Source organism: Paenibacillus sp. TCA20, from assembly GCF_000732325.1.
Taxonomy (GTDB): domain Bacteria; phylum Bacillota; class Bacilli; order Paenibacillales; family Paenibacillaceae; genus Paenibacillus; species Paenibacillus urinalis.
In genome coordinates this window covers 94627-115518 of sequence record NZ_BBIW01000001.1, presented here as the reverse complement: position 1 = coordinate 115518, position 20892 = coordinate 94627, and the positions used below count along the sequence as shown (strand labels likewise).

The following is a 20892-nucleotide window of genomic DNA, read 5'->3' as shown; positions in this document are numbered from 1 at the left end:
AAGGAGGTTACGTCTTATGATCAAAATCACCGTATTGTCTGATACCCATATGCCTCGAATGTCCAAGCAGCTGCCTGCACCTCTGCTTCAGGATCTTCAGGATGCGGATTACATATTTCATGCAGGTGACTGGACGGATATTTCACTTTACGAGGAACTTCAATCGATGGGGAAGCTGCACGCAGTATATGGAAATACCGATCTTGCCATTATACGAGGCATATTACCAGAGCAAACGGTTGTCGAAGCCGGGGGCAAGCGCTTTGGTATCGTACACGGACACATGGGAAGAGGAAGCACAGAAGACAATGCACTTCAAGCCTTCAAGGCTGAGCAAGTGGATTGTATCATCTTTGGACACTCGCACATCCCTGTACTTAAAGAAGTGGATGGAATCATCTTATTTAATCCGGGATCACCTACGGATAAGAGAAGACAGCCGCAGTATTCGCATGGTGTGATCAAGGTTGATCAGGAGATCGATATTCAGCATGTTTATTATGACAGTAAATAAATCCGTTTCAGCATATCGTGGGTTACGATAATGAAGTCTAATTTTATACCGAATGGTGATAAACACCTGTTGATCGTACGAGTAACGAATCAGCAGGTTTTTTTTTGCGTTTGCAGATGATTTACCTCTGAGTGTCTTCCTCGCCTGTTTTGTTATCTGTGGTTCATCTCTTGTGGAATAGCCGTATCTGTCATTGAAATACGATGATAGGATGAACTTGTGAATACGCTTTATTTTAAAAAGGAGTGATAAGGAATGTTGCTATCTTTATTTACGGTGGCCACCCCGGATCTATTGCCTGAACAAATGCTTAAAGCTGCGTCGGATGCCGGGATTCAAGGCATAGAGTGGCGGTATAAAGGGGTCCCGAAGGACGCAAGCCAGGAAGAGCCTTCTTTCTGGAGAAGAAATCTCGCTTCTATTGATCCTGAGAATGCGGAGGAGGAGATCGCGAAGGCAGCTGCACTCACTGAGCAATATGGGCTTAAATCGATCGCCCTTGTTCCTTATCTTACTTCTGGAGATTTGCCTGCTACAGAGCAAGCCTTCCAATCCGCGCATAAGCTGGACGCATCGATGATGCGGGTCGGTGTTCCCGGATATCATCGCTCAGCGAATTATAACGAGCTCTACAAAGAGGCAATTGCTTACTTAAGTGAGGTTCAGGAAATGTCTCGTCAATATGGGGTAAAGGCGTTGGTCGAAACCCATCATGGCACCATTGCGCCGAGTGCGGGACTTGCCCTTCGGCTTGTTTCCTCGTTCGACCCGCAACATATCGGTGTATTGTATGATCCAGGGAATATGGTGCATGAAGGCTATGAAAACTACCGGATGGGCCTAGAGCTGCTTGGACCTTATCTAGCCCATGTTCATGTAAAGAACGCCAGCTGGGTTCCGCTTGCGCAGCAAGACAGCGAGTTAGAAACTTATTATCAAGCCAAATGGTCACCATTACTTAACGGAGTCGTACGTTGGAGCACCGTTCTAGAGGATCTTGCTGCCGTTGGATATATGGGTTATCTGGGAATTGAAGACTTTAGTCAGAGCTATTCCTCTGCAGAAATGCTCAAGAACTTCACGCAAAGTATGCATTCGCTGAACAATCAGTTACATATCGGAGGTGCAGCAGGATGACTGTAGTAAGAGTAGGAATAATAGGCATTGGTAATATGGGCTCTGCTCATGCCAAAACGCTGGATCAAGGCAAGATTAAAGGAGCAGTGCTTACGGCAATCAGTGACATGAGAGAGAGCACCAAAGCGTGGGCAGCAGATAACCTGCAAGGGGCTGTTCCCTATTTCCAGGATCCGAAGGCGATGATGCTCTCAGGGGAAGTTGATGCAGTCCTTATTGCTACACCTCATTATCAGCATTCGGAGCTTGCCATACTGGCATTTAATCACGGACTTCATGTTCTTATTGAAAAACCGGCTGGAGTATTTACAAGTCAAGTGAGAGAGATGAACGAAGCCGCCAGTCAGAGCGGAAAGGTGTTCTCGATCATGTACAATCAGCGAACCAATCCACTGTACATCAAATTAAAGGATTTGATTGCTTCCGGGGAACTTGGTGAGATTCGGCGGACCAACTGGATTATTACAAGCTGGTACCGCTCTCAGAGCTATTATGATTCTGGCAGCTGGCGTGCGACTTGGGCGGGTGAAGGCGGAGGCGTACTGCTGAATCAGTCTCCGCATCAGCTGGATCTATGGCAGTGGACAGTAGGGCTGATGCCGAAGCGGGTACGTGCTTTCTGTGCGTTTGGCAAATATCGCAGCATTGAAGTCGAGGATGATGTGACTGCATACGTGGAATATGAGAATGGAGCCACGGGTGTCTTTATTACAACGACAGGAGAAACTCCGGGAACGAATCGATTTGAAGTAACGGGTGATCGCGGAAAAATCGTTGTTGAGGATGGGAAGATGACCTTTTGGCGGCTGCGTGAACCCGAAAGTGAGTTTAATCAGCGCTATACCGGCGGATTTGGACAGCCAGAATGCTGGAAGATTGATATTCCCATTGAGGGCAGAGAGACAGGACACCCTGGTATTATGCAGAACTTCGTAGATGCCATTTTGCATGGCTCACCGCTTATTGCTCCAGGGGAAGAAGGAATTCATGGACTAACTTTATCGAATGCGATGTATTTATCCACTTGGACTGATCATTGGGTCGAGCTGCCGATGGATGAGGAGCTGTTTAACGAGCATCTTCAGGAACGTATTCGGAATTCCAAGATGAATACGACACCCGTGAGAGATACTCAAACACCCGCTGATCTAAGTGGTACCTTTCAATAGATAGTAGTTGTAAAGAATATGCTGGAAAGAGGTGCTGACAATGAGTAATCGAGATGGAATGTTCTATGCGCCTGAGAGTGCAGTGAATGAAGTTGTTGCAGGACCCGGAGAATTTGTCATCGCTGCAGCAGCTCTGGATCATGGGCATATCTATGGGATGTGTGGTGAACTCGTACGCGCAGGAGCTACTCTAAAATGGGTATACGATCCTGACCCCGATAAAGTAAGGGCTTTTCAGGAACGTTTCCCTGAAGCCAAGGCAGCCAGATCACTAGATGAAATCTTAAATGATGCTGAGGTTCGTCTCGTGGCTGGAGCGGCTGTTCCTTCGGAACGAGGGTCGCTGGGTCTTGCCGTCATGGACGCAGGCAAGGATTATTTTACGGATAAAGCTCCTTTTACTTCCCTCGGGCAGCTAGAGGCTGCTCGTCAGAAGGTGAAGGAAACAGGCCAAAAGTATATGGTCTACTACAGTGAACGCCTTCATGTTGAGAGCGCTGTTTATGCAGGTCAGCTGATATCTCAAGGGGCGATTGGCAAGGTACTTCAAGTCATGGGTACAGGGCCGCATCGATTAAATGCCGGCAGCCGGCCGGAATGGTTCTTTGAGAAAGCTAAATACGGTGGTATTATTTGCGATATTGGCAGCCATCAAATTGAACAATTTCTATATTTTGCATCCTGCAAAAATGCGGAAGTGAAGTATAGTCGTGCAGTTAATATGGCGCATCCAGAGTATCCGGAGCTGGAAGATTTCGGAGAAGCTGCGCTCGTGGGTGATAACGGTGCATCAGGATATTTCCGGGTGGACTGGTTTACACCGAACGGCCTGTCTACATGGGGAGATGGGCGTACGATTATACTGGGGACGGACGGTTACATTGAACTGCGTAAATATACGGACATTGCCCGGGAATCAATAGGTGATCAAGTATATTTGGTCAATCATGAAGGAGAATACCGGTTTAACGTAAAAGGTAAAGTAGGCTATCCTTTTTTCAGTCAATTGATTAAGGACTGTATGAATAGAACAGAGGATGCCATGTCCCAGGCGCATGCTTTTAAAGCAGCGGAGCTGTGTCTTACTGCTCAGGAATTGGCCGCGGCGGGAACGTTTCAAACCGCACGGTAATCCATGTTGTCGTCAGCAGCCCATTGCATGATACAATGAAGTCACGATGAGATTCTTTGCATGAGCAACGAACGATGCAAAGGAGTGAAGGAGTGACTTCAATTGTGGCAAATACGTTCAACATGATTGATCCGCTCGCCTTTAATTACCGGAATAACCATTCGGTGAAGCACGGTCAGGATGACGGGTTTCATTCCCATCCTTTTTATGAGCTGTACTATTTCCACGAAGGCAAATGCACTTATGTTATTGGCGACAAGATCTATACTCTTGTCCCTGGTGATTTAATCTTAATGCATGGCATGACCTTGCACAGACCACACCCCGATCCAAGCGTTCCTTATGTAAGAACGACCTTGCATTTCTATCCAACAATGCTGGAGGAGTATCTTGTCGCTGAACGCGCGCATGCCCTGCTCGCACCATTCGAGAAACTGAAGAATCATGTATTTCATCTTACAGCTGAGCAGCAGCAGGAAACGGAGACGAGTCTAGCTCAGCTGAACCAGCTCTATGAGATGAAGGGGCGGGAGCAGATGAGTGATCGCTTCGTTTTGAAGCTGTGTGACTTCTTGATCATGGCACAGCAGTTCACCGACAATAAGCTGCTGGAGCAAAGAACACGTACGGATAAAGAAGAACATATCCAGGGCATCATTACTTATTTGGAGACAAATTATATGAACGAGATTGGCCTGGATGAGATCGCCAGAGAGCTGCATCTATCCAAGCCTTATATGGCAGCACTCTTCAAAGAGATGACAGGTACAACGATATTCAAATATTTATACATGCGACGAATCAATCAAGCCAAGCTGTTGTTTCGTTTCCATCCGGATATGTCCGTCACGGAAGCAAGCAAGAAATCGGGCTTCAAGCGGGTTTCGCATTTCAGCCGCATGTTTAAACAGACGGTGGGCTGCACACCGGAGGTTTTTCGCACCCATCATCTTATATGAAACCTGAACAAAAGGCAGTTCGTATAAACGTTTATGTGAACGCTTTTTTTTTGAAGGGAGACCAGCTATATGAGAAGACAGAGGAAGAGAAAACAGCAGGCTGTAATGATGGCGACGATGCTTGCTTCGGCTGTGATGTTATCCGCTTGTTCTGCCGTAGAGAGTGTGAATCAATCTCTTAACTATGTAAATGAGGCTACAGAATATATCAATCAAGTATCAACGGCGGGCTCGGAGCTTCAAAACCTGGCTCAGGAGGCTGTCAACAACCCTGATGCAGCAGCTCAGTTTCAGGAACAGTTGGAACAAATCCGGACAGAAGCCAGCGAGTTTGCTCAGCTTACACCTCCTGCTATCGGAGAATCCATCCACGCCAGACTTGTAGAATATAATGAGCAGCTCACCGGCATGGTGGATCAGTTCAGTCAGCGAATACAGGAGCAGGGCTTCACACTGGAGAACTGGGAGCAGACCGGTATTCCGGATCTGATAACGAACATTAATAATTTGAGCCAGCAGCTGAATGAATTAGGCGGCTAACAACTTTGCTGTAATTGCTCGGTTTGCCTTGCCTGGTCTTATCTACTAAAATGAAGGGCAGGAGGAGTAGATCGCAGGCAAAGGAAGTGTAAACGTGACAGAGATAGCTAAAGAAACCTTTATTGTGAGCTCCAGCCAGTCCGATCTGCATTCGCGCATTAAGCTCTCGTCCATTCTTGAACGGCTTCAGGATGCAGCTGACCGACATTTGCAGGAGTTAGGAATTACGATAAGCGAGATGCTGAAGAATCATTACGGCTGGATGCTCATGACGATCGAGATCGATTGTGATCAGATTCCGGTGCTTGAGGAAGAATGGACGATATCGACATGGTCCAGAGGGTACAAAGGTGTTGTGTGGCTAAGAGATTATCGATTCGAGGGCTCTGAGGGAGCAACGGGTTATGCAAGGTCAACCTGGACCTTGGTTGATATTCACAAGCGCAAGATATTGCGTCCGTCCGCATTGCCTTATGACATTCCGACGGTAACCAGTCAGACCTCCAGCGATATTCCGGATAAAGTGTCTATTCCCGAAGAAATTGAGCTTAAGACCGCTTATGAGTTCAAAGCCGGGTATAGTACAACAGATAGCAATGGACATTTGAACAATGCAAGATATGCAGACCTCTGTTATGATGCTCTGACAGCTGAGGAACTAGAACACCTCGTATGGAGAAGATTTAGAATTACTTATCATCGAGAGGTAAGATTGAACGAGACATTCATTCTTCAACGCTCGGATGGAGATGGATCAAGCATCTGGTTTCGTGGAATGAACTCCGAAGGCTTCAGCATCTTTGAAGCTCAGATGGTTTATGAGCATAAGCTGCCCCAATAGATGGTGAAATAGCACTGTTAATTTCGATGAATCGAAGTTGACGGTGTTTTTTTATGTCTGTCTAGTGTCAATCGATGGTTCTCTTGTGCATGTTTAGTCATCGGTTGAGCATGGTAATGATAAATATCGTTCCAGAACAAGGAGGTAAATGAACAATGGCTGATATGAAGAATCATGATAAAAAAGATCGCACTCAGATGGATCATCCCGAGCAATACCCGACAGAGAAGGAAAGCTTGTTCGATCAATATGAAGAAGAACTGCATGTAGACCCCATTCCGGTTCAGGATCTGAATATGGAGAAGCAAGAAGAGAAGGATAAAGAGGCGACCAAGCAAAATTCTTCAACAGAAGAAAAATACCGTGCCGATTATCGGGATTAATTGAAGAATAACTTCAAAGCTCGTGAATGAAATCAACGCGGATCATAAATAATAAAAGACGGTTAGATATGGACGACATTTACTCAAACTTTTATAGATCTACTTGACTAATGTAAGCGAGTATACTATCTTTAGTGTTGTCGACCTACAAAATATACCAGGAGGTTTTTTTCTAATGGCTAAAGAATTTATGGAAGCTCTCAAGGAAAGAAGATCATATTACGCGATTTCTAAAGAATCCCATGTTTCGGATGCAAGAATTGAGGAGATCATTGGTGAAGCAGTCAAGTATACTCCGTCTTCTTTTAACTCCCAATCGGCCCGCGTTGTCGTATTACTGGGTGAGAAGCATGATAAGCTCTGGAATATTACGGAAGAAACACTTCGCAAAACGGTAAATGACGAGGAGAAATTTAAATCGACTGCAGACAAAATGGCGAGCTTCCGTGCAGGATATGGAACCGTGCTGTTCTTCGAGGATCAGGAAGTGATTGAGAACCTGCAGAAGCAGTTTGCTCTTTATGCGGACAACTTCCCCGTCTGGGCCAACCAATCTAGCGGCATGCTGCAATTGGTCGTATGGACAGCGCTGAAGCAAGAAGGACTTGGAGCATCCCTCCAGCACTACAATCCGCTGATTGACGACGAAGTGAAGGAAGTATTCGATGTTCCTGCAACATGGAAGCTGATTGCACAGATGCCTTTTGGAGCGCCTGCGGCAGATCCGGGAGACAAAGATTTTGCACCACTGGATACCCGTCTTAAAGTGTTAAAATAAGTGCTGAAATAACGAATACAGACAGAGTATTGCTTCTAATGAAGTGATACTCTTTTTTTGTCGTTCCGTTAAAGACGATGTGATAAATATAGAAACATATCCAATATTTAAGTACATACACCGCTCACAGCACTTTGATAGGATAGATTTATCCTGTAAGGCAAGTGAGGCGCTAGTTTTGAGATTACAAAGGAATAAATGGAGCATGATTGTAAAAAAAAGCATGATCCTTGGCATTATTGTTTCATTATTGTCAGTTTATATCGTTCCGCATCATGCAGATGCATCTTCTTCGGAGCTCCCTTTTAGAGACATTGCGAACAGTTATGCCAAAGAAGCAATCGGCAGGTTGTACAATCAAGGCATTGTTCGCGGAACTACCTTGACGACGTTTGAGCCCGGAAAGAAGGTTACAAGAGCAGAGCTTGCTAAAATGATGAGCGCAGCTCTCAAGGTTAATCCAACGATGAACGATCTGTCTCCCTTCAAAGACCTGAAAGAGACAGACTGGTATTACGGTGACATTAGTGCACTTGTCAACCTGGGGATTGTTCAGGGAAGATCTGAGAGCTATTTTGCACCCAAATCAAATGTTACTCGACAGGAAGCTGCAGCACTTATGGTTCGTATGCTGAAGACCGCTCCTGATCCGATCGAAGCATCATCAGAGCTGCCTTACACAGATCATAAACATACTTCTAAGTGGGCATGGGGCTACATAAGTCAAGTAACTCAGCTCGGATTCATGCAGGGAGACAGCGGAGTGTTCAGACCGAATGATTCGTTAACCCGTGCAGAAGCAGCGGTTCTGCTGGACCGTATACTGCAATCACCAAGAATTCGATCTGAGCTTAATAACAGGGAAGCGGATCCGATTCTCCTTGGCTGGCAATACGATTCTACAACTGCTGAATACGAGAAGCAGGTGCTGGAAGCGGGTATCAATACGCTCTCTCCGCGCTGGTATTTTCTCGATGCGACAGAAGTTGTGCAGGATCATACGGATCAGAGACTATTAACCTTTGCCGAGAGAAACAAGCTGAATATATGGGGGATGGTAGGTAACCGGGCGAATGCAGAGCTGACACACCGTGTATTATCGAATGCAGCTATGAGGGAAGCTGCCGTCACGAAATTGATGGATTATGCGCAGAAGTACGGGTTAGCCGGCTTGAATATTGATTTTGAAAATGTGTCGCCAGAGGATCGCGAGTATCTGATATTGTTCATGGCTTCGCTGAATTCCAAGCTCAGCAGCATAGGTGTGACCCTATCTATTGATGTATCACCTGATCTAGGTACAAGCTGGACGGCTGCATTTGATTACAAGGCACTTGGCGAGCTGGCCGACTATGTCGTGTTAATGGGATATGAGGAGCATTGGAACGGCTCAACTGCGGCAGGCTCGGTTGCTTCGCTCCCATGGCTGGAAAATGCGGTACAGAAATTACAGCAGAATGTGCCCAAGGACAAGATTATCGCAGCTCTGCCAACCTATACTCGGAATTGGTCCTTGTCATCTCCTCAGCTTGGTTCATATGATATTTCACTGAAGACGCAGGGAGAAATCTATCGCAATTATTCAACTGCTATGAAATGGGATTCTGAGATTGCGCAATACACTTTAACCTATACTTCACAAGGGAAATCTCGCGGGATATGGGCGGAAGACAGCCGTTCATTGTCAGCCAAGACGACTCTATTTGAAGCCTATGATGTTGCTGGTTATGCATTTTGGTACATGGGCTCTGAAACTAGCGATGTATGGACAGCGATGAATAATGCCAGACAATATGCCTCATATTCATTTGGGTTATAACTCTTAAGAGGATCATGCTTAGCATGGTCCTTTTTTCATCATTTCTGGCTCTTCGTTTAAAAAGATACATATTGTTTAAGGATAAAAGAGAGAAGATATATAGAAGAAGGCAGGGATAGGATGATATATGATTGCATAATTGTCGGCGGAGGTATTGCCGGGCTGCAGGCAGCCATACAGCTGGGAAGGTATTCTATACACAAGGTGCTTGTTATTGATGCGGGGGAAGGTCGTTCGACCATATGCCGTAATTATCATAATATACTGGGGTTTCCAGAGGGTATATCGGGAGAGGAGATCCGCAGACGAGGGAGAGCGCATGCTGAAGCGACGGGCATTGAATTTTGTACAGATCGCATTACTTCTGCCAAAAAGGAAGATGAGCTCTTCAAACTGAGCGGAGATCATGATCAGTTGTATCAAGCAAGAACACTTCTGCTCGCTACAGGTATTACAGATCGGTACCCGAATATCCCAGGCCTCCGAGATGCGCTGGGAATGTCAGTGTATATATGTCCTGATTGTGATGGATACGAGATTGAGAACAAGCGCACTGTTATTATGGGCTCTGGTGTTACTGGCGCCGGTATGGCGAACATCTTGGCTAAACGGGCCTCCGAGATGATCTACATTAATCATGATCAAGCTGAAGTCACCTCAGAATTGAGAGATAAATTGAGCCGAAAGGGTGTTCAATATATTGAGGAAGCGATTACTGAAGTAGAGAGTGATGATAAGGGCATGATAACAGCTGTTAAACTGGCAAGTGGTGCGGTTGTCGAAGCTGAACGAGGGTTTATCGCTTTTGGAGGCAACAAGGTTCATTCGGCATTGGCGGGGCAGCTCGGTGCTCAGATAGAGGATAACAAGCATGTTGAGGCGGACGGGCGTTCGCGAATGTCATCTGTTCCAAACCTATGGATTGCGGGTGACATCGGACTGCATTCCGAGCAAGCTGCTGTGGCGATGGGAGATGGCCTCCTCTCAGCGATTTGGATTAATAAAGCCTTGCATCAGATGCGAAGCAGCTAAAGTCAAAACGAAATCGATTCTATATTGTTTCATTCTAGACGGTAAGGTTAATAGGAAGTGTGCAAGCGTTCAAAATATCTGTATAACTGGAGGAGAATACGATGTCAGAACAAACACATATGATTAATAAGGATAGAAAAGTAGAGCTGAATCAGGTGGATGAAGTGATGGATCGAATGGCTCCGGAACAAAAAGATGATATTTTGGAACAATTCGAAACATTCAAACAATACTTGAAGAAGCGTGTATCCTTGGGAGAATCACTTGGATTAAATGAAGAACAGCTGGCGCTGGTTGCAGAAAAGGTTGCAGAGATGTTATCCAAGAATGAAGAGCCGAGAAACAGAGAGGAGAAGCTGCTACAGGAATTGTGGAATGCAGCTAATAACGAACAACAGCATGCATTAGCACATGTGTTGGTCAAATTCGTTAAAAATTAGTGCTGGAAATGAAGACAGGTTCGGGTCCCTTCTCGGGGCCCTTATCCCATGAAATGAATAAATTTTATATTATTATTAACAAGATTGAAACTCTTCGTTAATAATAAACGTTTATACTAGGTACTAAGAACAGCTTAGAAGATTTAATACATAGCACATGCAGGCTTTATAGCCGCACCAGAAGGAGAGATGCAAAATGAAGAATCGGTTATTTACATTTGTTGCGCTTGGTGTAATTCTTTCGGGAACTTTATTATATGGTAACTTTAATATTGGAAATAGTTCAACGGTACTTGCGAAGTCAGAGGACGTTCAAGATAAGACAGGACAGGTACAGAACGAAACGGTATATATCAATGATCTTACTGATCTTAACGGAGAGCTCCACATCAAGGCAGATGAGATTCAGTGGTATGAAGGTGAGGAAGCAAACACCGTCTTCGTGGAGCAAGAGCCTGACGCTGGAATTGACTATGCTCCGGATGGCTATTATATTGTGAATGAGCAGGAAGCATCTGAAACTTTAAAAATCGCAGATGATGCAACGGTTACGGTTCAAATTTATGATCGTACGGGAGATGTCAAGGATATCGACATCGAGTGGAATGAAGAGATCAGCTTGGACAAATTTGCTGAACTCTACGGAGATACAACGAATATGGATATGAGTGTATTTCCTTATCATCTAACGATTGAGAACGGTGAAGTTACACAAATCGTACAACAATATATTCCTTAAGAAGGATGACATTCAGCCCTCTTGCGATAGCAAGGGGGCTATTTCTATGCCCGCCATCATAATATCGAATATCCGAAATTTTGAGCTATCGAAGGGGGATTGGCATGCTTGATTGCATCATTATAGGCGGCGGTCCTGCAGGACTGAGTGCTGGATTGGTGCTGGGTCGTTCTCTACGCAGAACGGTCATCTTAGATCACGGCAGACCTCGGCATGCACGAACCAGACAATCTCATGGTTATTTGACCAGGGATGGGGCTAGTCCTGCTGAATTCAGACAGATTGCTCATCAAGAGCTATCTGAGTATCCTTTCATAAGTATAATGCAAGAGGAGGTCGTTGATGTTCAGCCTGTATATGGCGGATTTATTGCCCGTATGTCCAGTGGTAAAGAAGTAGCCGGTAGAAAAGTTCTGCTAAGCACGGGTCTGCGTGAGATTCTTCCCACGCTGCCAGGACTCCAGGAATATTACGGACAAAGTCTCTTTAGCTGTCCCTATTGCGATGGTTACGAGTTAAGAGGGAAGCGCATTGTTCTTCTAGCGGAGACAACGAATGTATTCAGTACGGCTCAGATGATTTATCACTGGAGCAAGGATCTGGTTATATGTACAGATGGGAAGAGGATCCTTAATGTAGAACAACAAAGAAGACTTGTGAATAAAGGGATAAGAATTGCAGAGCTGCCTATTTCCCAATTAACTGGAAGTGACGGAAAGCTTGAGGCTATTAGATTCAGTAATGGTCAAACCATCGAGCGAGAAGGCGGGTTTGTAATACCTCAGCTAAGTCAAGCAAGCCATATTGGACCTAGACTGGGGTGTCATATGAACGACCGAGGGGCTTTGATAACAGATCCCTATGGGAGGACAAATATTCGAGGGATCTATGCAGCCGGGGATAGTACGGTCACTTCGCCTACACAGCTGGTTATTGCAGCAGCGGAAGGCAGCAAAGCGGCTATAGGAATCAATATGGATCTAGTTTATGAAGATTTCTAGTCGCGATAGACAAGAAGAGGCGATCTCCAATGGAGATCGCCATACTTTGTGCCGGTATCTTTAGAAACGATTAATATTGAAATGTACTAACGATGATTACGAGCAGAATGAATAGTACCAAAATTGCACCTATAGAAGAGTAACCACCGTATCCACCTTCACCATAGCCACGCTTTGCTTCTCCCATGACATTTACCTCCTCATCATTTAACTACAGTAATATATGAGATGAAGGCTGATGCTGATTGGGCGATATCATCATTTATGGCGAAGTAGGATGGTGCCCAAGATCATCCATTAGATGCTGAAGGGTTAACCAATCCTGAACCGAGTTAATAAATGTATGAGCTGCGGGCGACAATTCGGACAAGGACAATGCAGCCATCCCGATCATGCGATAAGGCTCCTCTGCTAATGGGACAACCTGTATCGTATCCGGCAGATTGCCTAGGACCATTTCTGGCAGAATGCTGATGCCGAGCCCGTGCTGAACCATTCCTATTATGGCTTGCTCTTCAGCAACCTCAAACCGAATGCTGAGCTTTACCTTGTGAGTCCGAATCATGGATTCGATCTCATCATCTCCGCCCCATTTCGGCATAATGAAAGGCTCCTCTCGCAGCTGATCCAGATGAATGGCGGGTGCCGATGCAAGAGCATGTCCTTCAGGCAGAATACATACCAAGCGATCCTTCTTCAGCGGGATTGTATCAAAAATCGAACTGCCCTGCAGTGACAAAAATCCAAAATCAACCGCGCCTGAGGCAATCCATCCCTTGATTTCACCGTAATCTCCTTCCTTAAGCTTAATGTGAATAGCTGGATATTCATGCTGGAATGACTTAATAACACCAGGAAGCCACTGTGAGGACACACTCGTGAACGTTCCGATTCGGACTGTACCTGTTTGAATGCCGCTCAGTAACTGGATTTCTTGATGCATCATTTCGTTCCACTTCAATATTTCTCTCATGTAGGGCAGTATGCGCTCTCCGTTTGAAGTAAGCTGAATACCGGATTTGGAGCGAATAAGTAATGAAAAACCGCAGCTTGCTTCCAGACTTGAAATCGCATGACTAACTGCGGATTGAGTCAGATTCAAGCTTTCCGCTGCTTTCGTCAAGCTTTGGAGCTCTACCACGGTCGTTATAATTTCGTATTTTGCAAGTGACATCGATCATCTTCCTTTTGCATGAAATAAATTCATGTATTCAATTATAAACATTCATTTTTCTTATGAAAAGACTTGAGATATACTGAATCTTGCTGTTGGAGTTACGGTATTCAACTTATACATATAAGCGAGAAATTGAAGGGAAGAACGATCGTGAAAGTAGAACGTAAGGCAGATCTACAGATGCTGCTTGTGACCCTGTTGTGGGGTTCCTCTTATTTATTTATGAAGGAAGGTCTGACATCGATTCAGGAGCTGAATATGATTGCTCTTCGCTTCGGTTTGGCCTTTATTCTTATGGGCATCATTTTCTACAGAACCTGGTCCACAATGACATTCCGGACACTAAGGCAGGGTTTTGTGTTAGGAGCTGTCCTGTTTGTTGCCTTTGTATTCATTACTTATGGAGTCAAACAAACAACCACTTCGCAGGCCGGATTTCTGATCAGCCTATCTGTCGTATTTGTACCCATCCTCGTATCCATTGTTCAAAAACGGTTTCCCGAGGCAAAGATCGTATGCAGTATTGTGTTAGCTATAGCGGGTATCGGTCTTCTGACGCTTGAGAACAGCATGCAGCTCAAAACAGGAGATCTGTTATGTATTATGGGAGCCTTAAGTTATGCATTGTATATTCTTCTATCAGGTCGTATGGTTCAGCAAGGAGATGGTAAGGCACTCAGTATACTGCAGCTCGGCTTTGCAGGAGGACTCGCTCTTCTGTTCAGTATCCTATTTGAGGAACCGAAGCTTCCGGCTTCAGAAGGAGCCTGGATATCCATTCTGGGTCTGGCTGTATTATGCAGTGCAGTCGCCTACACGCTGCAAATCATGGCGCAGAAGCATATTTCCTCTACACGTGCCGGACTTATTTTTTCTCTGGAGCCTGTATTTGCTGCCGGCTTTGCCTATGCTTTATATGGAGAACAGCTGAGCTTGAACGGTTATATGGGAGCGGCACTCATCTTGGGAGGCGTTATTCTTACCGAGGTCAAATGGGCTAAGCTGTTTCATTTCAAAAAACGAAACCCGTCTCAACGGTTCGGGATATAGTAGGTGCTGCGCAGCTCTCTTGAACAAAGTTAGCTATAGAAAACTAAACTTCAAGTGGGCTCGACCAGGGATCAACCCTGTGTCTAACATACAAAAAAGGCGTTTTCAACAGAGAAAACGTCTTTTTTGTATGTTAGTAAATCCATTAAACATTATAACGTTATATTTACCTGATGCTAATTCTGTGTTAAGGTACAAGTGAAAAGCGGAAGAACATGGAGATGGAGGAGGTTGTAATGCATACCCGAGTACTTCGTGCAGTGAGGACCGTTCATTCGGAGGAGAGGTTTGATCTGGTGATCAGGCAGGGACAAATCACTGCCATAGAGCAATCAGGATCCGCAACAGGTGATGAAGTTATAGATTGTTCAGGACAATACGTATCGAGCGGTTGGATTGATATGCATGTCCATGCTATGGACAGCTACCAGCCTTATGGTGATGACGCTGACAAGATCGGTGTAGGTCAGGGCGTTACCACCATTGTTGATGCAGGGAGCTGTGGTGCAGATCATTTAGAGGAGCTGTATCAACGCAGCAGGACAGCAAAGACGAGAGTGCTGGCCTTCTTAAATATATCCCGGATTGGGCTGGGCTTAAGGCAGGATGAGCTGAGTAGAGCGGAGTGGATAGACCCGCAATTAGCTGCGGAGACCATAACCAGGTACCGTGATTTTATCGTCGGACTCAAAGCGAGAATCAGCAGGAGTGTAGTCAAGGAAGAAGGGATAAGCCCATTAAGTGCAGCCCTTCTTATATCGGAACAAGCCAAACTGCCGCTTATGGTCCATATTGGTTCCGGTCCTCCCGGTATTCATGAAGTGCTGAACAGCCTGAGAGCACGAGATATTGTCACTCATTATCTGCATGGGAAGGCCAATAACATTCTGGATAACCATAATGAGCTCATCCCCGAGCTGAACGCGGCGATCCGTCGCGGCGTGCATCTGGATGTCGGACATGGTACGGCCAGCTTCTCCTTTCATGTTGCTGAGACTGCCAAAGATAGAGGGGTTCATCCGGATACGATCAGTACAGACATTTACAGAGGTAATCGCGTGCATGGTCCGGTGTACAGCCTGGCCGATGTGTTGTCCAAATTTATGGTCATTGGATACTCTCTTGCTGAGGTTATAGATCGGGTGACAAAGCGGGCAGCAGACTGGCTTGGACGGCCGGAGCTGGGACGAATTCAGGTTGGGGATGAAGCGAATCTCACTTTGTTTGAAGTGGTGCCTGAGTCAAGAACAATGACCGATTCGAATGGAGACACACGTCTTGCCGAGTCCATTATTCAATCGAGAGGAGCAATTATAGGTGAATACTTCTATTCTTCATAAGTACGGTTTAAAAAGAGTGATTAATGCAAGCGGCAGAATGAGCATTCTGGGTGTATCCGCACCGACGGACTCCGTTATGGAAGCGATGAAGCAAGGTGGACAGCAGTACGTTGAAATCAGCGATCTAACGAACAAGGCAGGAGAGCATATTGCAAGCCTGCTCGGTGCTGAGGCGGCCGCTATCGTCAATTCGGCTTCAAGCGGTATCGCGCTGTCGGTGGCAGCTATGGTAACGCAGGGGAATCGGAAGTTAAGTCTCAAGCTCCATCAAGAGACGATCAGCAAAAATGAAATCGTGATGCTGAAGGGCCACAACGTTCAATATGGAGCACCTGTAGAGACGATGATCTATTTGGGCGGAGGCAAGCTGGTAGAGGCCGGATATGCAAACGAAGGCAAGCAGGAGCATCTGGCGGATGCGATTACAGAGCGAACGGCGGCAATTCTCTATGTGAAATCACACCATAGTGTTCAGAAGAATATGATCTCTGCTGCGGAAGCATGGGAAGTAGCAAGAGAGCACCAGGTCCCTCTTATAATTGATGCGGCAGCGGAGGAGGATCTGAAGAGCTATATATCCATTTCTGACCTCGTAATTTATAGCGGCTCCAAAGCAATTGAAGGCCCTACTTCCGGTATCGTGGCGGGCAAAAGTAAATATATTGAATGGCTTAAAGTACAGCTGCACGGTATCGGCAGAAGCATGAAAGTAGGCAAGGAATCCTCATTCGGGCTGCTGCAGGCGCTGGATGAATATGGGGTCAAACAGGATCGAAGTGAAGAAGAGAAACAATCCTTAATGGAGCTTGCCGTATTATCTGAACTCGCAGGTATCGAAATGAGCATCGTACAGGATGAGGCTGGAAGGCTTATTTATCGGGGGCGAATCAAGGTGAATGCGGAAGAAGCCGGAATCAATGCCGTACAAATGGTAGAGAAGCTCCGTACAGGAGATATTGCCATCTATACCCGTGATTACGGTGTGAAGCAGGGATATTTCGATATTGATCCACGGTCACTTAAGGCAGACGATATGACGGTTATTATTGATCGAATTACGGAAATCATTAAGGGAGGCTGAATAGAAATGAGCAAAATGGCGGAGCGATTATATAAAGGCCGTGCAGCACTGAACGTCTTGGCTGGGAGTGTAAGCAATGCAAAGGACATATATGAAGCGGCGGAAGGTTATGTGCTGATCGGTGTATTATCCAAGAATTATCCGGATGCCGTGTCAGCTGCAGAAGCAATGCAGAGCTATGGCGAGGGTTGTGCGGATGCCATCTCGATCGGACTTGGAGCAGGAGATCCAAGACAGTCAGAGGTCGTTAGTGAAATTGCAAAACATTATGCAGGTTCCCACATTAATCAGGTGTTTACTGGAGTCGGAGCGACTCGTGCCAATCTAAGCGGTAAGGACAGCTGGATTAACAGCCTCGTTTCTCCATGCGGCAAGCCTGGCTTCGTGAATATGTCTACCGGACCATCCAGTTCTATGCTGGCTGAAAAAGCCATCGTGCCCGTTGAAGCAGCAATCGCGCTTGTGGCAGATATGGGAGGGAACGCGCTGAAGTATTTTCCGATGAACGGCCTTGAGACAAGAGAAGAATTCTTAGAAGTCGCTAAGGCCTGTGCCAAGGCGAACTTTGCTCTCGAACCAACCGGAGGCATCGACAAGGACAATTTCAGAGATATCCTTCGGCTTGCTCTGGATGCAGGAGTTCCGCAAGTCATACCCCATGTGTACTCCTCTATTATTGATAAGGAAACAGGCTTAACTAACATCCAAGACGTACTTGAATTGACTCAAATTCTGAAGTACGAGGTGGATGCCCATGAAGGCTCATAAGCGAATTACTGCTTTTGGTGAAGTGATGATGCGGCTCTCCGTCCCGAATTACGAGACATTGTCACAATCCAGGTCACTGACTTATGCCTTTACAGGAACAGGCGTTAACATCGCAGCAGCAATGGCTCGCTTAGGGCATGAAGCCTCCATAGCTACCACCGTCCCGGACAATTCCCTTGGAGATGCGGCTGCAGCTTCGCTTCGGGCCTTAGAACTGAATACACGCTTTGTACGTGCAGAGGGCAGCATCCTTGGAAGCTATTTTCTGGAATCCGGATATGGGGCCAGACCAACGAGAGTAACCTATGGGAGCCGGAAGAACAGCAGCTTTAACAGCACAGCCAAAGAGGCTTATAACACAATGCCGATCGCTCAAAATACGGATTACTTGCATTTATGCGGTATTGGTCTGGCCATGAATGCGAATGTACGATATCAAATGAAGTCACTTGCAGAACAGGTCAAATCGGCAGGCGGGAAAGTTGTGTTTGACTGTAATTACAGGAGCACACTGTGGGATGAAGAAGAACGCAGGCATGTCAAATCGTATTACGAGGAAATGCTGCATCTTGCAGATATTGTCATGATGAATGAGCGGGATGCCATATATCTGCTGGGATATAAGCCCAGCAATGAGGGGCGCACCGAGCAGCTTCAGGAGCTTATTCCTATGATCGCGTCCAAATATGCAATAAAAATGATAGCAGGCACGCAGCGGGTGGTTCGTCCAGACCATCATCATTCGATTACGGGATTTATGTATAAGGATGATATGATGAAGCTGGGAAGAACGATGAATACTGCTGTTCTGGACCGGGTCGGTGCAGGTGATGCATACACAGCGGGTATTATACATGGTGATATTAATGGCTATGATGCTGAGTACGCGGTTCAGTTCGCCACAGCAGCGTCTATTCTGGCTCATACCGTGCCGGGCGATACAGCGGCTATATCCGAGCAGGATATCGTAAAGGCAATGAATGAGCTTGCATCAGATATTGAAAGGTAGTGATATTTGTGTCCTTGTCAAGAAAGAAAGGACCGCTCTATTTGCAGCTGAAAAAGATCATCCGAGATCGGATTGTGCATGGCCAATACCCGGTTGGTACCTTGATCCCTTCAGAGCCCCAGCTGGAGCAGGAATTTGCGGTAAGCAAAATGACCGTGAGAAATGCAATTAAGGAGCTGCAGCAGGAAGGATACGTGTTAAAGCAGAGCGGTGTAGGGACAACGGTTCAACGAAACAGCGTTGCGCCTCAACTATCGAAGGGCAAGCAGTTTACGGAGATCTTGGTTGAGCAAGGGGAAACGATATATAAACGGCTGGTTGGCAAGAAGATGGAGCAGAATAGTCCGGACAGTGATGCTCATGCGCTGTTTGGGGATCACTGCTTGTGCCTCGAGCGCTTGTACCTGTTAAATGACCAGCCCTTTATCTATTACGAGCATAGATTGCCGCTTGGTCTTGCTGAGGCAGAGGACTGGAATGTTGGAGATGAATTTTCTTTATACGAATGGTTAGAGGATCATCATTTAGTAGCCGAGCAGTACCGTGATCAATTCACGGTAGCGCCGTTATCTGCACGCATCGCCAGTGAATTGGGCATGTCCGAAGGAGACGTTGTGCTTAGACGACAACGGTTCGCGTACACGGAAGATGGTCGTGCTGTGGAGTGGAGTATCGGATATTACAACACGATGCTAAGTCCCTACATCGTGAATTATCAACTCTAACATGGTATTTTTCATCCGGTTTATGATAAGATGACGTATATCTTTACACTAGAAAACAGGTGAAAAAATGCGGAACAAAGTTACGATGCAGCAAATTGCTGATGCAGCAGGCGTCTCCAAGTTTGCCGTCTCCAGAGCTTTGACTGGTAAGAGCGGAGTAAGTGAGACAACACGGGAAATGATTATACGCACAGCTGGACAGCTTGGTTACTTCAAGAATGCTGCGGGACTTAGCAAGTCAGCAAATGGTGAATCACTCAAAGAACAATTTACAACCGATAACCGTAAAGGAACCGGAACGATCGTTGTACTTTTTCCGAACATCCGATATCAGAACATGGATTCACTCTATTGGGGACCTGTATTTGAAGGGATCTCAGCGCGGCTAAATGAGATGGGGCATGATATCTTAACACTGACAGAACCTTCTTCAGAGAAGATTTTTTCCTTGCTGAATCCGGATGCAATTCAAGGGATTATTACCGTGGGAACCGTGTCAGTCTCTCTGCTGCTGGAATTTCAAAGACTTCAAATTCCTGTCGTGATGGTAGATCATATTGAACCGGTATTCCACTGTGATACGATATTCAGCGATAATATTACACTGATGCGGGAAATGATGAATGGCCTGATCGGCAGAGGCTATCGAGAATTCCAATTTGTTGGTAATATCAAGGAAGCCCCGAGCTTCATGGACCGGTGGACTGCCTATCGTATGGCACTGGACGAGCACGGGATTGAATGTCCGCAGAAGGAGTCACTGCTCGGATATCAGGAGGATATGGACATGATCCAATCGATCCATGAGATCCCATCGGAGGAATTACCTGAAGTATTTGTATGTGTTAATGATATTACTGCACGTTTTGTCATTGAGGAGTTACATAAGTCAGGGCGTTCTGTACCGGATCGCTGTTCGGTGACGGGTTTCGATAATGTGGAATCAGATCAGCCGATACTGGCAACCGTCGATGTAAACAAAGCGCTTCTAGGCAAGAGAGCGGTAGATCAGTTGATATGGAGGCTGGCTCATCCCGAATCCCCATATGAGAGGCTCTTGATCCAGGCTGATCTTATCTATAGAGACCATTATGCAGTAACAAGATAAAGATGATATTTGGCATATCCCTGCGTTAACCTTTTTTGGTTGAGAGAGATATGCTTTTTTTCATAGATATTTATTTGGAATTTTGTTTTGTTATGGTTTGTTATGAAAATTGAATAACTTTTTTGTTTGGTTTAGGTCGATATTATGCTA

At 45.8% G+C, this 20892-nt stretch carries 22 protein-coding genes; 21 read left to right on the top strand and 1 reads right to left on the bottom strand.

Annotation, left to right across the window (positions count from 1 at the left end; genetic code table 11):
* The first annotated feature begins 16 nt into the window (after window positions 1–16).
* The 14 genes from TCA2_RS00480 to TCA2_RS00415 all read left to right on the top strand — a co-directional run bounded on the left by TCA2_RS00480 (window position 17) and on the right by TCA2_RS00415 (window position 12484).
* A complete protein-coding gene (locus TCA2_RS00480) occupies window positions 17–514 on the top strand; it encodes a metallophosphoesterase (RefSeq protein WP_370510302.1) in 498 nt (165 codons plus the stop codon).
* Window positions 515–769: 255 nt separating this feature from the next.
* A complete protein-coding gene (locus TCA2_RS00475; RefSeq protein WP_047909600.1) occupies window positions 770–1651 on the top strand; it encodes a sugar phosphate isomerase/epimerase in 882 nt (293 codons plus the stop codon).
* Window positions 1648–2820, top strand: a complete 1173-nt coding sequence (locus tag TCA2_RS00470; RefSeq protein WP_047909599.1) for a Gfo/Idh/MocA family protein — start codon at window positions 1648–1650, stop codon at window positions 2818–2820. Before TCA2_RS00475 ends, TCA2_RS00470 begins: the two co-directional genes overlap by 4 nt.
* Before the next feature lie 40 nt (window positions 2821–2860).
* On the top strand, window positions 2861–3952 hold the full coding sequence (locus tag TCA2_RS00465; protein WP_047909598.1) for a Gfo/Idh/MocA family protein: 1092 nt from the start codon (window positions 2861–2863) through the stop codon (window positions 3950–3952).
* A gap of 104 nt (window positions 3953–4056) precedes the next feature.
* Window positions 4057–4911: an AraC family transcriptional regulator gene (locus TCA2_RS00460; protein ID WP_238546252.1), complete on the top strand. Its 855-nt coding sequence runs from the start codon at window positions 4057–4059 to the stop codon at window positions 4909–4911.
* A 69-nt stretch (window positions 4912–4980) separates the two neighbouring features.
* Complete coding sequence (locus TCA2_RS26015; protein WP_052511635.1) at window positions 4981–5451, top strand: DUF6376 family protein; 471 nt, start codon at window positions 4981–4983, stop codon at window positions 5449–5451.
* Window positions 5452–5545: 94 nt separating this feature from the next.
* The gene (locus TCA2_RS00450; RefSeq protein WP_052511632.1) at window positions 5546–6292 is read left to right on the top strand and encodes an acyl-[acyl-carrier-protein] thioesterase; all 747 of its coding nucleotides are present in this window, start codon (window positions 5546–5548) and stop codon (window positions 6290–6292) included.
* Window positions 6293–6447: 155 nt separating this feature from the next.
* Window positions 6448–6675, top strand: coding sequence for a hypothetical protein (locus tag TCA2_RS00445; protein WP_047909597.1), 228 nt, complete (start codon window positions 6448–6450; stop codon window positions 6673–6675).
* A 175-nt stretch (window positions 6676–6850) separates the two neighbouring features.
* The gene (locus TCA2_RS00440; RefSeq protein WP_047909596.1) at window positions 6851–7453 is read left to right on the top strand and encodes a nitroreductase family protein; all 603 of its coding nucleotides are present in this window, start codon (window positions 6851–6853) and stop codon (window positions 7451–7453) included.
* Between the two features lie 205 nt (window positions 7454–7658).
* The gene (locus TCA2_RS00435) at window positions 7659–9272 is read left to right on the top strand and encodes an S-layer homology domain-containing protein (RefSeq protein WP_052511629.1); all 1614 of its coding nucleotides are present in this window, start codon (window positions 7659–7661) and stop codon (window positions 9270–9272) included.
* Between the two features lie 120 nt (window positions 9273–9392).
* The gene (locus tag TCA2_RS00430) at window positions 9393–10304 is read left to right on the top strand and encodes an NAD(P)/FAD-dependent oxidoreductase (RefSeq protein ID WP_047909595.1); all 912 of its coding nucleotides are present in this window, start codon (window positions 9393–9395) and stop codon (window positions 10302–10304) included.
* Window positions 10305–10405: 101 nt separating this feature from the next.
* Window positions 10406–10744 carry a DUF3243 domain-containing protein gene (locus TCA2_RS00425; protein ID WP_047909594.1) on the top strand — a complete coding sequence of 113 codons (339 nt, stop codon included), beginning with the start codon at window positions 10406–10408 and terminating at the stop codon, window positions 10742–10744.
* 196 nt (window positions 10745–10940) lie between these two features.
* Window positions 10941–11483: a hypothetical protein gene (locus TCA2_RS00420; protein WP_052511626.1), complete on the top strand. Its 543-nt coding sequence runs from the start codon at window positions 10941–10943 to the stop codon at window positions 11481–11483.
* A 104-nt stretch (window positions 11484–11587) separates the two neighbouring features.
* On the top strand, window positions 11588–12484 hold the full coding sequence (locus TCA2_RS00415) for an NAD(P)/FAD-dependent oxidoreductase (RefSeq protein WP_047909593.1): 897 nt from the start codon (window positions 11588–11590) through the stop codon (window positions 12482–12484).
* Window positions 12485–12746: 262 nt separating this feature from the next.
* On the opposite strand, the gene TCA2_RS00410 is transcribed toward TCA2_RS00415, so the two are convergent.
* Complete coding sequence (locus tag TCA2_RS00410; protein ID WP_047909592.1) at window positions 12747–13658, bottom strand: LysR family transcriptional regulator; 912 nt, start codon at window positions 13656–13658, stop codon at window positions 12747–12749.
* Between the two features lie 153 nt (window positions 13659–13811).
* On the opposite strand from TCA2_RS00410, the gene TCA2_RS00405 reads away from it, so the two are divergent.
* The 7 genes from TCA2_RS00405 (at window position 13812) to TCA2_RS00375 (ending at window position 20742) form a co-directional block, all read left to right on the top strand.
* Window positions 13812–14711: a DMT family transporter gene (locus TCA2_RS00405; RefSeq protein WP_047909591.1), complete on the top strand. Its 900-nt coding sequence runs from the start codon at window positions 13812–13814 to the stop codon at window positions 14709–14711.
* A gap of 236 nt (window positions 14712–14947) precedes the next feature.
* Window positions 14948–16051 carry an amidohydrolase/deacetylase family metallohydrolase gene (locus TCA2_RS00400; RefSeq protein ID WP_047909590.1) on the top strand — a complete coding sequence of 368 codons (1104 nt, stop codon included), beginning with the start codon at window positions 14948–14950 and terminating at the stop codon, window positions 16049–16051.
* On the top strand, window positions 16029–17132 hold the full coding sequence (locus tag TCA2_RS00395; RefSeq protein WP_047909589.1) for a DgaE family pyridoxal phosphate-dependent ammonia lyase: 1104 nt from the start codon (window positions 16029–16031) through the stop codon (window positions 17130–17132). Before TCA2_RS00400 ends, TCA2_RS00395 begins: the two co-directional genes overlap by 23 nt.
* 6 nt (window positions 17133–17138) lie before the next feature.
* Window positions 17139–17900, top strand: a complete 762-nt coding sequence (locus tag TCA2_RS00390; protein ID WP_047909588.1) for a KDGP aldolase family protein — start codon at window positions 17139–17141, stop codon at window positions 17898–17900.
* Window positions 17887–18909 carry a sugar kinase gene (locus tag TCA2_RS00385; protein ID WP_047909587.1) on the top strand — a complete coding sequence of 341 codons (1023 nt, stop codon included), beginning with the start codon at window positions 17887–17889 and terminating at the stop codon, window positions 18907–18909. Before TCA2_RS00390 ends, TCA2_RS00385 begins: the two co-directional genes overlap by 14 nt.
* Window positions 18909–19634, top strand: a complete 726-nt coding sequence (locus TCA2_RS00380; protein ID WP_370510301.1) for a GntR family transcriptional regulator — start codon at window positions 18909–18911, stop codon at window positions 19632–19634. The genes TCA2_RS00385 and TCA2_RS00380 overlap by 1 nt, the downstream gene beginning before the upstream one ends.
* Before the next feature lie 67 nt (window positions 19635–19701).
* Entirely contained in the window at window positions 19702–20742 is a 1041-nt protein-coding gene (locus tag TCA2_RS00375) for a LacI family DNA-binding transcriptional regulator (protein ID WP_047909585.1), read from the top strand.
* Window positions 20743–20892: the final 150 nt, after the last annotated feature.

Excerpts from the sequence above, each read along its gene's own strand:
- TCA2_RS00390 (WP_047909588.1), top strand. The coding sequence starts at position 17,139 with ATGAGCAAAATGGCGGAGCGATTATATAAAGGCCGTGCAGCACTGAAC.
- TCA2_RS00385 (WP_047909587.1), top strand. The coding sequence starts at position 17,887 with ATGAAGGCTCATAAGCGAATTACTGCTTTTGGTGAAGTGATGATGCGG.
- TCA2_RS00440 (WP_047909596.1), top strand. The coding sequence starts at position 6,851 with ATGGCTAAAGAATTTATGGAAGCTCTCAAGGAAAGAAGATCATATTAC.
- TCA2_RS00375 (WP_047909585.1), top strand. The coding sequence starts at position 19,702 with ATGCGGAACAAAGTTACGATGCAGCAAATTGCTGATGCAGCAGGCGTC.
- TCA2_RS00425 (WP_047909594.1), top strand. The coding sequence starts at position 10,406 with ATGTCAGAACAAACACATATGATTAATAAGGATAGAAAAGTAGAGCTG.
- TCA2_RS00445 (WP_047909597.1), top strand. The coding sequence starts at position 6,448 with ATGGCTGATATGAAGAATCATGATAAAAAAGATCGCACTCAGATGGAT.
- TCA2_RS00415 (WP_047909593.1), top strand. The coding sequence starts at position 11,588 with ATGCTTGATTGCATCATTATAGGCGGCGGTCCTGCAGGACTGAGTGCT.
- TCA2_RS00475 (WP_047909600.1), top strand. The coding sequence starts at position 770 with ATGTTGCTATCTTTATTTACGGTGGCCACCCCGGATCTATTGCCTGAA.
- TCA2_RS00465 (WP_047909598.1), top strand. The coding sequence starts at position 2,861 with ATGAGTAATCGAGATGGAATGTTCTATGCGCCTGAGAGTGCAGTGAAT.
- TCA2_RS00430 (WP_047909595.1), top strand. The coding sequence starts at position 9,393 with ATGATATATGATTGCATAATTGTCGGCGGAGGTATTGCCGGGCTGCAG.
- TCA2_RS00400 (WP_047909590.1), top strand. The coding sequence starts at position 14,948 with ATGCATACCCGAGTACTTCGTGCAGTGAGGACCGTTCATTCGGAGGAG.
- TCA2_RS00480 (WP_370510302.1), top strand. The coding sequence starts at position 17 with ATGATCAAAATCACCGTATTGTCTGATACCCATATGCCTCGAATGTCC.
- TCA2_RS00435 (WP_052511629.1), top strand. The coding sequence starts at position 7,659 with ATGATTGTAAAAAAAAGCATGATCCTTGGCATTATTGTTTCATTATTG.
- TCA2_RS26015 (WP_052511635.1), top strand. The coding sequence starts at position 4,981 with ATGAGAAGACAGAGGAAGAGAAAACAGCAGGCTGTAATGATGGCGACG.
- TCA2_RS00420 (WP_052511626.1), top strand. The coding sequence starts at position 10,941 with ATGAAGAATCGGTTATTTACATTTGTTGCGCTTGGTGTAATTCTTTCG.
- TCA2_RS00410 (WP_047909592.1), bottom strand. The coding sequence starts at position 13,658 with ATGTCACTTGCAAAATACGAAATTATAACGACCGTGGTAGAGCTCCAA.
- TCA2_RS00470 (WP_047909599.1), top strand. The coding sequence starts at position 1,648 with ATGACTGTAGTAAGAGTAGGAATAATAGGCATTGGTAATATGGGCTCT.